This window comes from Schlesneria paludicola DSM 18645, assembly GCF_000255655.1.
Taxonomy (GTDB): domain Bacteria; phylum Planctomycetota; class Planctomycetia; order Planctomycetales; family Planctomycetaceae; genus Schlesneria; species Schlesneria paludicola.
Map to the genome: position 1 here is coordinate 979919 of NZ_JH636434.1, position 12154 is coordinate 992072.

The window sequence follows — 12154 nt, forward strand, 5'->3', positions numbered from 1 at the left end:
CTTTTGAGACAGAAGCAACGGACACAATGCCTTTTTCGCCGTCGATTGAAAGCTGAGAAATGACCGAACCCTTCTTCACCCGACATCCCGAACTATTTTTCTCCGATGGAACCCCCAAGGCGCAGGGTCTGTACGATCCCGCCAACGAACACGACTCGTGCGGCGTCGGTTTCGTCGCGCATATCAAAGGGCAGCAGTCGCGACAGATCGTCGATGATGCGCTGCGGATGCTGAAACACATGGCCCATCGCGGTGCCTGTGGCTGTGAAGCCAACACGGGCGACGGAGCCGGGATTCTGACATCGATTCCTCATGCGTACATGGCGAAAGTCGTGAAGCAGGATTTGAATGTCACGCTCCCTGCCGCCGGCACCTACGGACTGGGACTCGTCTTTCTTCCCACAGATCCTGAACAGCGACAGTCCGCCAAGGCAACTGTCGAACAGGTCATCAAAGAGCAGGGGCAGGTCCTGCTGGGATGGCGGCCTGTGCCGCATGATCCAGAGGGTGCGGACATTGGTCCCTCCGCACGAGCGGCGATGCCTGTCTTCGAGCACTTGCTGGTCGCCGCCCAACCGGGTCTCGATCAAGACGCCTTCGATCGACAGTTGTTTGTCATCCGCAAGCGTGCCAGCCATGCCGTGCGTGAAGGCAACCTGCCACAGGCTCTGAAGTTCTATATCTGCTCGCTGTCGTCGAAGATCCTGATCTACAAGGGAATGTTGACATCCGAGCAGGTTCTGCCTTTCTTCAACGATCTGCAAGACGCCGACTACGTCTCGCACCTGGCGATGGTTCACAGTCGATTCTCGACGAACACCTTCCCGAGTTGGGACCGCGCCCATCCGCAGCGTTACATCGCTCACAATGGTGAAATCAACACTGTTCGCGGAAACGGCAACTGGATGTTCGCTCGTCAGGGGATGATGCAAAGCGAGCTCTTCGGCAAAGATCTGGAAAAGCTATTCCCTTTGATCGAGCCGCACTGCTCGGACTCGGGTAACTTCGACAACGCCCTCGAAACGCTCGTCATGTCCGGCCGAAGTCTGCCGGAAGCCGTCATGATGATGGTGCCCGAAGCGTGGCAGAACCACGAATCGATGCCCGAAAGCAAGCGGGCGTTCTACGAATATCATTCCGCACTGCAAGAGCCGTGGGATGGCCCCGCGTCGATTTCTTTTACAGATGGAAATGTCATCGGCGCGACGCTCGACCGCAACGGTTTGCGTCCCAGCCGCTACTACGTCACACACGACGATCGCGTCATTATGGCTAGCGAAGTCGGTGTATTGGATATCGATCCCAAGAACGTGAAGCTCAAGGGGCGTCTGCAACCTGGCAAGATGTTCCTGGTCGACTTCAAGCAGGGACGCATGATCCCGGATGAAGAACTCAAGAAAGACTTTGCCAGTCGCCGTCCCTATCAGCAATGGCTGAAGAATCAGCGATTGATGCTGAATGAGCTGCCCGCCGCGGAACCGCCGGAACGCATGGTCGGGGATGAATTGCTTTCGCATATGCAGTCGTTCGGTTACACGACCGAAACACTGCAGTTCATGCTTGTGCCGATGATCACGACCAAGAAAGACCCGATCGGTTCGATGGGTGATGACACGGCACTCGCATGTATGAGCGATCAGCCGCGACTGGTCTATGACTACTTCAAGCAACTCTTCGCGCAGGTCACCAATCCGGCGATCGACAGCACGCGTGAAGAAGTGATCATGTCGCTGGAGTGCTACATCGGCCCCGAAGGCAATCTGCTGGATTCCACCGAAGCCCAGTGTCATCGACTCGCCGTGCCGCATCCGATTCTGACCAACGAAGAGCTGGCTGCGATCAAGCATTTGAACTATCGCGGTTGGAAAACCAAGACCATCGATATCACGTACCCCAAGTCCCAGGGGCCTTCAGGATTGAAGTGGGCATTGGACAGGATTTGTGGCGAGGCCCGGCAAGCGATTGCCGACGGCTACAGCCTGATTGTTTTGTCGGATCGATTGGCCAGCGCGCATCGTCTACCCGTCAGCGCGTTGCTCGCGACCGGAGCCGTGCATCATCATCTGGTCTTCAACGAAGAACGAACCCGCCTGGGAATCGTCGTCGAATCGGGTGAAGCACGAGAAGTCCATCACTTCTGCCTGCTCACCGGTTACGGTGCCGATGCGATTAACCCATACATGGCATTCGAAGCGCTCTGGCAACTGCAGGATGATGGCGAACTGTCTGGCGATTGGACGCACGAGCAAATCACCACGGCTTATCGCAAAGCGACCAAGCAGGGAATCCTGAAGGTCATGGCCAAGATGGGGATTTCGACCCTGGCCAGCTACAAGGGTGCCCAGATCTTCGAAGCCGTGGGGATCAGCGACGAAGTTATCAATAAATGCTTCCGGGGTACTCCTAGCCGCATCAGTGGGGTCGGCTTCCAGATCCTGGGTGAAGAAGCCTTCCGTCGACATGAACTGGGTTACCCAACCCGCGAAGCGCATAACCTGCCAGTCCTGCCGAATTTCGGCTTGTTCTCGTGGCGGTCGTCCGGTGAAAAACATGCCTGGAATCCGCACAACATCGCCAACATTCAGCGGGCCGCTCGGCAAGGTGACAAGGCGGCCTACAAAGAGTTCGCCAAGCTGGTGAATGAGCAGACGACGCGAGAGTGCCACCTGCGCGGCATGCTGAAGTTCAAGCTGGAACGCACCGCGGTACCCATCGAAGAAGTCGATTCGGCGGCCTCGATCGTGAAACGATTCTGCACGGGAGCAATGAGCTACGGATCGATTTCGGCCGAAGCGCACGAGACAATCGCGATTGCCATGAACCGGATTGGCGGAAAGAGCAACACCGGTGAAGGGGGCGAGGATTACCGACGCTTTAAGCCGATGGACAATGGCGATTCCAAGCGATCGGCGATCAAGCAAGTGGCATCGGGGCGATTTGGCGTCACCAGTTGGTATCTGACCAACGCAGACGAAATCCAGATCAAGATCTCGCAGGGAGCCAAGCCCGGTGAAGGGGGGGAACTCCCCGGCCATAAGGTGGACAAGGTAATCGCCGCCACCCGGCATTCAACTCCGGGTGTGGGATTGATTAGCCCTCCGCCGCATCATGATATCTATTCGATCGAAGACCTGTCGCAGCTCATCTTCGATCTCAAAAATTCGAACCCCTCGGCACGTGTCAGCGTGAAGCTTGTTTCGGAAGTCGGGGTTGGTACAGTCGCGGCGGGTGTTGCCAAGGGGCACGCAGACAAGATTCTGATCGCTGGAGATTCCGGGGGAACCGGAGCGTCGCCGCTGACCAGTATCAAGCATGCCGGGATGCCATGGGAATTGGGGATCGCCGAGACTCACCAGACATTGGTCCTCAATGACCTTCGTAGTCGTGTTCGCCTCGAAACCGACGGGCAGCTCAAAACTGGCCGTGACGTGGTGATCGCCTGTTTGCTGGGTGCCGAAGAATTCGGATTCGCAACGGCACCGCTGATCACGCTGGGCTGCATCATGATGCGAAAGTGTCATCTGAATACCTGTCCGGTGGGAATCGCGACGCAGGATGTCGAACTGCGAAAGAAGTTTACGGGTCAGCCCGAGCATCTGATCAACTACTTCTTTATGGTGGCTGAAGAAGTTCGTGAGATCATGGCTTCGCTGGGCTTCCGCACGATTGATGAGATGGTCGGACACAGTGAAGTGCTGGAATACGACAACACGATCAATCACTGGAAGCTGAAGCACCTGGATCTTTCCAAGATCCTGACGCCCGCCACCAAGCCGCACGACAAAGTGGAAACGTACTGCCGGATCAAGCAGGAACATGGCATCGAGTTCCAGTTGGACAATGAACTGGTCCGCGAATCGAAAGACGCGATCCAGGACAAGAAGCCTGTCCGCCTGAATATCGAGGTCCAGAACATCGACCGCGCACTCGGTACGATCCTCAGCCACGAGGTGTCGAAGCGGTGGGGTGAATTTGGCTTGCCGGACGACACGATCCACATTCGCTGTAAGGGCTCGGCGGGACAGACGCTGGGCGGATGGCTCGCGGGCGGAATCACGCTTGAAGTCGAAGGTGACGCCAACGACTTCGTCGGGAAGGGCCTGTGCGGCGGACGCATCATCGTCTATCCGCCGTCCGGTTCGGATTTCAAACCTGAAGAAAATATCGTGATCGGTAACGTGGCGCTGTATGGCGCAACCCGCGGGGAAGCCTTCTTCCGGGGTCGTGCGGCAGAGCGGTTCTGCGTCCGAAACTCAGGTGCGTCATGCGTCGTCGAGGGAGTGGGTGACCATGGCCTCGAATACATGACCGGCGGCCGCGCCGTGATCCTCGGACCCACGGGGCGAAATCTGGCAGCCGGAATGTCGGGCGGCGTCGCTTATATCTATGACGCAGACAACCAACTGCTCGGCAACTGCAACCTCGAGATGGTGGCGCTGGAGAAGGTGGATGCGACAGCCGATATCGCCGAGCTCAAGGAACTGATCGCCAAGCACTACAAGTACACTGGCTCAACTGTGGCCGCGAGCATCCTGCAAAACTGGGATGACGAATTGCCTCGGTTCGTGAAAGTCATGCCGATTGACTACAAGCGCGCCTTGGCGGAACAACAAAAAGAACTGCTTACGAAGTAACGCAAACAAGATGCGCGGGACGAGACTCTGATCAGAAACGCACGAAACGTTGAACTGCCCGGGAAACCGGGGCTGCCGTGACGCCTGATGCGAATCCGCCCTTCGCGTTCTTGATGCAATCGTGACGATACAACTGGATCAATTTCCTGGTTTAATAGCTTTGGTATTCACATGGGCAAGCCGACTGGATTTAAAGAGTTTCAACGCGAGACACCCAAGGAACAGGATCCGCGTCTCAGGATTCTGAACTGGAACGAGTTTCACGAGCACATGCCCGAAAAGGAACTGCGTGTTCAGGGCGCTCGCTGCATGGATTGCGGTGTTCCATTCTGTCACACCGGTTCGTTGATGGCGGGAATGGCCGCAGGCTGTCCGGTCAACAATCTGATTCCTGAGTGGAACGATCTGGTCTATCGTGGTCACTGGCGTGAAGCGCTCGATCGACTTCATAAGACCAACAACTTTCCGGAATTCACCGGACGCGTCTGCCCGGCCCCCTGCGAAGGGTCTTGCGTTCTGGGAATCACGAATCCCGCAGTCACGATCAAGAACATTGAATGTTCCATCATCGATCATGGATTCGAACAGGGCTGGGTGCAGCCGAATCCACCTTCGACCCGCACGGGAAAACGAGTTGCCGTCATCGGATCGGGGCCAGCCGGACTGGCTGCCGCTGCCCAACTGAATAGTGTCGGCCACGAAGTCACCGTGTTTGAGCGAGCCGATCGGATCGGCGGCTTGCTGATGTACGGTATTCCTAATATGAAACTCGAAAAGCACCTCGTTCAGCGTCGTGTCGACCTGCTGGCGACGGAAGGCGTGCAGTTCAGGACGGGAACAGAGATCGGCCGCGACATCAGTGCCATGGACCTGCGCGAGCAATTCGACGCGATCGTGTTGTGTACAGGTGCGACCAAGCCACGTGACCTGCCGATTCCCGGACGGGAATTCAAGGGAATCCACATGGCCATGGAGTTCCTGCACAAGAACACGAAAAGCCTGCTCGATTCGCAGTTGTCGGACGGCTGCTACATCAGCGCCAAAGACAAGCACGTGGTCGTCATCGGTGGTGGTGACACCGGCAACGACTGCATCGGCACATCGATGCGTCATGGCGCGAAGGGAGTCATCAACCTCGAAATCGTACCCGAGCCGACGGAAAATCGGCCGGCGAACAATCCTTGGCCGCAATGGCCCCGGATTTTCCGCGTCGACTATGGTCATGCCGAAGTGGCCGCAGTATTCGGCGAAGATCCGCGGCTATTCAGCACGACGACGATCGAGTTCCTGGGCAACAGTCGTGGCGAAGTGCGCGCTCTTAAAATTGCCAAGGCGGAAGCCGCTCCTCCGTTCAAGCCGATCCCGGGAACCGAAAAAGAAATCCCGGCAGATCTGGTCTTCCTGGCGCTCGGATTCCTCGGCCCCGAATCCCCCGTGTCTGAGCAACTGGGCGTGAAGCTGGACGCTCGCACGAACTACGAAGCAACTCATGGAACGTTCAACACGAATGTTCCAGGCGTTTTCGCGGCAGGTGATTGTCGACGTGGCCAAAGCCTGATCGTCTGGGCGATCAACGAGGGTCGCGGGGCGGCACGTGAATGCGATAAGTATTTGATGGGTAAGAGCGATCTTCCTTGATTAATCAACGACGGATGGATCGGACAGAGGGTTGCACAGATGTCCGCGGTTGGGGCATATTAAAGCGGCTTCCATCCACTTTCCGGGATGAATCGAAGGTTCACGATCGATGGATTCGACCAGGGCCTGATCCTTGTCACGAAATCGCAATCAATCTGGTGAATTCACGGGGGGGACTGGCCCCGCACAGATTTCAGTACATTGTGACCTCGTGAAGACCCAGGCGCCTGTCCCCCCAATTTCAACTGGCTGTTAGCGAGTTCATCATGCGTATTGCACTCGGCTGCGATCACGGCGGCTTTCCGCTGAAAGCACGGATTGCGGCGACACTCCAGGCGGTGGGGGCCGAGATCGTCGACTGCGGCACGGACTCCAATTGTTCGGTTGATTATCCAGACTATGCCCGCAAAGTTGCCGCGGTCATCCTGGCTGGTCAGGCAGAACGTGGAATCCTGCTATGTGGAAGCGGTGTTGGTATCAGTGTCGCCGCCAACAAGATCCCCGGAATTCGAGCAGGGGTCTGCCATGATACCTACTCGGCCCATCAGGGGGTCGAGCATGATGATATGAACGTCTTGTGTCTCGGTGCTCGAATCGTCGGGGATGAACTTGCGGTCGAACTGGTCCGCGCGTTCGTTGCAGCGTCGTTTACGAACGAGGAACGTCACGTACGTCGTCTCAATAAAGTCCTTGAAATTGAACGCGAAGCACTCGAAGGCAAGTTCGATTCGACGTCGTCGACCTCGCGAGATCCCTAACCTTTAGACACATGCCTGAACCCATTCAGCTCACGACAGATCGATTGCTTCTACGACCGTGGCGGGATTCTGATCGCGAGCCGTTCGCCGCGCTCAATGCCGATCCTGCGGTGATGGAATTTTTTCCCGCAATGCTCAGTCACGCTGAGAGTGATGCAATGGCCGATCGAATTCAGGCGGGGTTTGACGAGCGTGGTTGGGGACTGTGGGCGGTTGAGGTCGTCAACCCAACGTCCGTTCATGATGCCATTCAGACAGAACGAACACCGTTTATTGGATACGTCGGACTGGCGATTCCCCGTTTTGATGCGCATTTCACACCGTGTGTGGAGATTGGTTGGAGACTGCAGAAATCGGCTTGGGGATTTGGCTATGCTCCCGAGGCAGCACGCGCCGTTTTGCAGTTCGGATTCGAACAATTGAAGCTGGCCGAAATTGTGTCGCTCACAGCAACCGTCAATCTCAAGTCACAACGAGTCATGCAGAAGCTCAACATGTCGTATGACGCGGCCGACGACTTTGATCACCCGGCGCTGTCGGAAGGGCATCGGTTGCGCCGACATGTTTTGTATCGACTTTCGCGTGAATTTTTCATCGACACGCCAACGCCCGTTTGAATCGGCAAACTCCCTGATTGCGATTCCTCGCGAATGTGGTCGAATTCAGTGGCAGGATGAAATGCCGAGCGATAACATTCCGCCTCCCACGGACGGGTGACCTTGGTGCTGGTCTGCAGCACGCTATTTTTCAACTCGTTCGGGAACCCCTCATGTCAGATTCCGGATCCTTGGAAGCAGTCCGAGAAGAAACCGAAGCGTCACTGATTTCACGAGCTCAGGTGGCGGTTAGTCGTTGCAATTGGGAAGTCGGCGAATGCGCGGCGCTCTGGACGAAGCGATTCGCTCGAGGCCGAACAGACGCGGATTTTGCAGCTCTTGTCTCGCTCAGCCCTGATCAGATCTATCAACGTCGTCGCGTTTGGGAAACCTTCGCCGACGTTTATCGTAACTACCCCACCCTGCGATGGTCGCACTACTACGCCGCCATCAATTGGGACGATGCCGCGGAATGTCTGCAGTGGGCCCAGGATGTTCAGGCGGGCGTCGCAGAAATGAAGGCGTGGCGTCGCGCTCAACGTGGCGAAGACCTCACGACACAGTCGATTGACGAAGCATTCGATGGGCTTCCAACAGAGCCCGCAATTGCTCGCGAAGCTGCTCCTTTCGATCACGAATCGTCGTTCTCGGTGTCTGCCAATGGAAACTCTGATGATGCCATGGCGGATGGCATGCCGGCCGCCGAGCGGCCGACATCAGAATTTGGCGACTATGCGCCGTATAAAGCGGACGCAACGGTGCCACCAGCTGGCGAAGGTTCGCGTGAACGCCCTTTGCTGAACGCAGAACAGATTGCGAAAAAGCTCACGACGACAATCGAACGCTGCCATAGCCTGTTGACGGACGATTTCTTGCGCGACTTCGCAGAGCTTCCAGAAAAGGTTCGCAAGCGTTTCCTGAAAGCGACCGAGCAGCTCGCAGAAAAGATCACTTCGCTGCAGTAAGCTTCGGCGAAGTATGAAGGTTGGTGTACAGCACCGGCAGCCGGATTTGGGTTGCCGGTGCTGTTCGTTTAAAGTTCCTGCTGCGTTCGCTGGCCTGGCTCTTCAATAAAATGGCTATGACGGCTGCGACTTGAACTCTGAAACTCGGCGGACAAGACTGTTACAGTGTCCAACCGGGATCGACGCGGCCTTTTTTTTGTGACGCAGTCTTAGGTTGGATATTTCTGGGTGATTTTTCTGGTAACGGAGTAAATCGATGGGAATCGCATCCAACGTGGTCCCGTGTCTTCGGCTAGCGCTGTGCCTGATCGTCGCGTCGTTCGCCGCAACGTGTGCGATAGCTGATGAACCCGTGAAATCATTGATTTTGCCGGGGGAATCGTTCCTGATTGAAGGGCGTCCTGGGTTCATTCTCACGCCCAAACCAAGCGAATCCGGTGGAAGAACTCCCTGGATTTTCTATGCCCCGACACTGAATGGCCTGCCGGACATTCACGAAAAATGGATGCATGAACAGTTTCTGGCCGCCGGTGTCGCCGTCGCTGGAATCGATATCGGCGAAGCGTACGGCAGTCCAAACGGTCGGCGGCTCATGACCGCGTTCTATGACGAACTGACAACAAAACGAAGCTTCGCTTTGAAGCCCTGCTTGTTGGGACGCAGCCGAGGGGGCCTGTGGGTGACGAGTTGGGCCGGCGAGCATCCCGACAAGGTTGCGGGAATCGCGGGGATCTACCCGGTCTTCGACTTGCGCAACTATCCCGGCGTCAAGAATGCCGCGCCCGCGTACGAGATGACGCCGGACGAACTCGAGTCACGGCTTGAGGAGTTCAATCCCCTAAATCAGGTTTCGAAGCTGGCCGCGGCCAAGATTCCGGTCTACCTCATTCATGGTGACATCGATCAGGTCGTACCTCTCAAGCAAAATTCGGGAGAGTTCGCAGCTCGATATCAGACGGCTGGCGCCGAGAAGCTAGTCACCGTTTCTGTGGCGGAAGGCCAGGGACACAACTATTGGGAAGGCTTCTTTCGCTGTCAGCCGCTTATCGATTTTGCCATCGAACGGTCACGCGAAGGCGCCAAGCCTTAACGCGTGTTGCTCGTTTCATTCGTGCTCTTGGGACAGACACTTCAGCCTGTCTGGCGGCCCGCGGCAACAACAGGATCTGACGGAGAATTCGTATGCGACAGAACTGGTCACGCAGACTCCTCCCAATCATGGTTCCGATGGCTTTGATCGCCACGGCTTCAGTCCTGCGTGCGGCCGACACACCGGCGGACATCACCTCGAAACCGTTAGTGCTCCATACCCGTTCGTTCGTGCCATTGGATGAATCACTGACCGGCCGATTCGCCAAACTGGAATCGATCGTCAAGTGGGATCCGCAGCAAACGGCCATGATCGTGTGTGATATGTGGGATCAGCATTGGTGCAGAGGGGCCGCTCGTCGTGTGGAAGAACTGGCCGGGCCGATGAACGAATTGATTCGCGAAGCCCGCAAACGCGGTGTCTTCATTATCCACGCACCAAGTACCACCGTGAAATTCTACGAGGGGACGCTCCCGCGTAAACGGGCTCAGCAAGCGAAGATGGTTCCCACGTCCACACCACTGGCTTCCGTCGAACGATGGGGCACTGCATGGTGCTATCCGAACGAAAACCATGAACCGCCAATCCCCATCGACGACACGGATATGGGGTGCGACTGCGTCGAGAAATGCCAAATCGTTCCACCATGGACGCGTCAGATCAAGACGATCGAGATCGCGGATCAGGATGCCATCACCGACAACGGACAAGAGACATTTAATCTGCTTGCCGAGCGAGGCATCGATCAGGTGATCATCATGGGCGTGCACTTGAATATGTGTGTACTGGGCCGTCCATTTGCAATTCGCCAGCTCGTGGCACAGGGAAAGAAAGTGCTCCTCATCCGTGACATGACCGATACGATGTACAATTCAAAGATGAAGCCCTTCGTCGACCATTTCTCGGGAACGGAGTTGATGGTCAACCATGTGGAAAAGTATTGGTGTCCGACGATCGACAGCACGGATTTCATGGGCGGGAATCCGTTTCGATTCCACGAAGATACGCGAACCGCGAGCGAATCAAACCGATAGAAACGTGAGCGATGTCGCTTCGGCGCCCATGGCCCCCGAAGGCGTGGAAGTCAGCTCGACGCGGCACGCAGGAATCGCGCGCGTCTCATTCGATGCGTTATTCACTTGGACCGCGCCGGTCGACGCAGTTCTTTAGGCCGCGCGTCGGCAAACTGCGCGAGAGCCTGACTGAGCTGCTCCTTCGCCATCTGAGCGGCTGCATCAAAAGATTCCGGTGCCAAGACGTCTTCACCATACCGGCCATCGAGCTTCGACAGTCGTCCATCGCCATACAGTTTGTAGTGATGGTTTCGGGCGAATTCGACTGGCTCGTCAATTCGATTCCCTTGATTAGGTGCGTACCAGCAGTACAGCCAGGAACGTGGTGTTCCCGTTTCCCCCTTGAGTTGGGGCAGAAAACTTCGACCATCAAATGGTCGATCCGTGGGCAAGCCGATGCCAACGGCATCACAAATCGTGGGAAGGAAGTCGGTGGTGTCAACAAGGTCCGAGATGACGCGCGGTGCGACAAGCCCAGAGCAATTTGCAATCAAGGGAACTCGCGTTCCCGCGTCTGTCGTCTTCGACTTGCCTCCAATGATTGTCTGACCATTCCACTCGGACGACACCTTCAATGCGGTACCATTATCGCCTACAAACAGGATCAGTGTTCGTTCTCGTATTTGAAGATCCTCAAGGCGAGACACCAACTGGCCGACAAGTTTGTCCAGATATGTCAGCATTTCCCCAAAATGACGCCCATCCTGGTTGATGGTCTCACCGATCGCATTGGGATCCCAGTCGGAACTGTCGGGAGTTGGTTGGAACGGTGCATGCGTAAGCATCATCGGATAGTAGAGAAAAAACGGTTGATCGCGATGCTGCTCTATAAATCGTAGAGCGTGCTGTTGCACCAGATCGGGACCGTACTCGCCATTCGAAAAATCGATCTGCCTTCCATTGATCTCAAGTCCTGGGTTGGCGTATCGCGGTGGCCGGCGGTTCAGTTGCCAAAGGCAGTAGTCGTCGAAACCGAAATGATGGGGTCCATTGAGTCCGTTGTCCAATTGCCATTTGCCGACAATTCCCGTGGCGAATCCCGCCTCTTTCAAGATGTGACCAAACGTCCTTTGCTGAGCGTCAAGCAAACCGAACCGGACGTAGTTACGGACATTCGATTGCCCAGTCATCATTTGGACGCGGGTGGGTGTGCACAGCGGCTGCGCATAGCAATGTTCGAACCTCGCACCGGTCGCGGCCAGTTGATCGAGATGCGGAGTTTTGTAGGACGTTCCTCCGTTTGCGCCGATGCACTCGTAGCCCAAATCGTCGGCGAGGATGAGGACGACATTCAATCGGTCGGCCGCGGCGACGCGGTGTGTCGTGCCGGCAAGGGCACAAACGAGAATCAGCAGCATGAGAATCTGGGGACCGCCGCGCAGAAACATGATAGAACTTTC

Annotated in this window: 8 protein-coding genes; 7 read left to right on the forward strand and 1 reads right to left on the reverse strand. The window is 56.3% G+C overall.

Annotation, left to right across the window (positions count from 1 at the left end; all coding sequences use genetic code 11):
- Positions 1 to 59: 59 nt before the first annotated feature.
- The 7 genes from gltB to OSO_RS0104745 all read left to right on the forward strand — a co-directional run bounded on the left by gltB (position 60) and on the right by OSO_RS0104745 (position 10715).
- Complete coding sequence (gene gltB, locus OSO_RS0104710; RefSeq protein ID WP_010582346.1) at positions 60 to 4634, forward strand: glutamate synthase large subunit; 4575 nt, start codon at positions 60 to 62, stop codon at positions 4632 to 4634.
- 171 nt (positions 4635 to 4805) lie between these two features.
- Positions 4806 to 6272 carry a glutamate synthase subunit beta gene (locus tag OSO_RS0104715; RefSeq protein WP_010582347.1) on the forward strand — a complete coding sequence of 489 codons (1467 nt, stop codon included), beginning with the start codon at positions 4806 to 4808 and terminating at the stop codon, positions 6270 to 6272.
- A gap of 266 nt (positions 6273 to 6538) precedes the next feature.
- Positions 6539 to 7030 carry a ribose 5-phosphate isomerase B gene (gene rpiB, locus OSO_RS42145; RefSeq protein ID WP_010582348.1) on the forward strand — a complete coding sequence of 164 codons (492 nt, stop codon included), beginning with the start codon at positions 6539 to 6541 and terminating at the stop codon, positions 7028 to 7030.
- An 11-nt stretch (positions 7031 to 7041) separates the two neighbouring features.
- The gene (locus OSO_RS0104730; RefSeq protein ID WP_010582349.1) at positions 7042 to 7647 is read left to right on the forward strand and encodes a GNAT family N-acetyltransferase; all 606 of its coding nucleotides are present in this window, start codon (positions 7042 to 7044) and stop codon (positions 7645 to 7647) included.
- Positions 7648 to 7799: 152 nt separating this feature from the next.
- Positions 7800 to 8591 (forward strand): type II toxin-antitoxin system RelE family toxin, encoded by a 792-nt coding sequence (locus tag OSO_RS0104735; RefSeq protein WP_010582350.1) that lies wholly within the window; start codon positions 7800 to 7802, stop codon positions 8589 to 8591.
- 256 nt (positions 8592 to 8847) lie between these two features.
- A complete protein-coding gene (locus tag OSO_RS0104740) occupies positions 8848 to 9681 on the forward strand; it encodes an alpha/beta hydrolase family protein (RefSeq protein ID WP_010582351.1) in 834 nt (277 codons plus the stop codon).
- Between the two features lie 92 nt (positions 9682 to 9773).
- Positions 9774 to 10715, forward strand: a complete 942-nt coding sequence (locus OSO_RS0104745; RefSeq protein WP_010582352.1) for a cysteine hydrolase family protein — start codon at positions 9774 to 9776, stop codon at positions 10713 to 10715.
- Between the two features lie 101 nt (positions 10716 to 10816).
- Here OSO_RS0104745 and OSO_RS0104750 read toward each other — a convergent pair whose 3' ends face one another.
- The gene (locus OSO_RS0104750; protein WP_050986001.1) at positions 10817 to 12142 is read right to left on the reverse strand and encodes a sulfatase family protein; all 1326 of its coding nucleotides are present in this window, start codon (positions 12140 to 12142) and stop codon (positions 10817 to 10819) included.
- Positions 12143 to 12154: the final 12 nt, after the last annotated feature.

Bases quoted from the DNA above. Each gene is read 5' to 3' on its own strand.
- gltB (WP_010582346.1), top strand. From the start codon at position 60: ATGACCGAACCCTTCTTCACCCGACATCCCGAACTATTTTTCTCCGAT.
- OSO_RS0104715 (WP_010582347.1), top strand. From the start codon at position 4,806: ATGGGCAAGCCGACTGGATTTAAAGAGTTTCAACGCGAGACACCCAAG.
- rpiB (WP_010582348.1), top strand. From the start codon at position 6,539: ATGCGTATTGCACTCGGCTGCGATCACGGCGGCTTTCCGCTGAAAGCA.
- OSO_RS0104730 (WP_010582349.1), top strand. From the start codon at position 7,042: ATGCCTGAACCCATTCAGCTCACGACAGATCGATTGCTTCTACGACCG.
- OSO_RS0104735 (WP_010582350.1), top strand. From the start codon at position 7,800: ATGTCAGATTCCGGATCCTTGGAAGCAGTCCGAGAAGAAACCGAAGCG.
- OSO_RS0104740 (WP_010582351.1), top strand. From the start codon at position 8,848: ATGGGAATCGCATCCAACGTGGTCCCGTGTCTTCGGCTAGCGCTGTGC.
- OSO_RS0104745 (WP_010582352.1), top strand. From the start codon at position 9,774: ATGCGACAGAACTGGTCACGCAGACTCCTCCCAATCATGGTTCCGATG.
- OSO_RS0104750 (WP_050986001.1), bottom strand. From the start codon at position 12,142: ATGTTTCTGCGCGGCGGTCCCCAGATTCTCATGCTGCTGATTCTCGTT.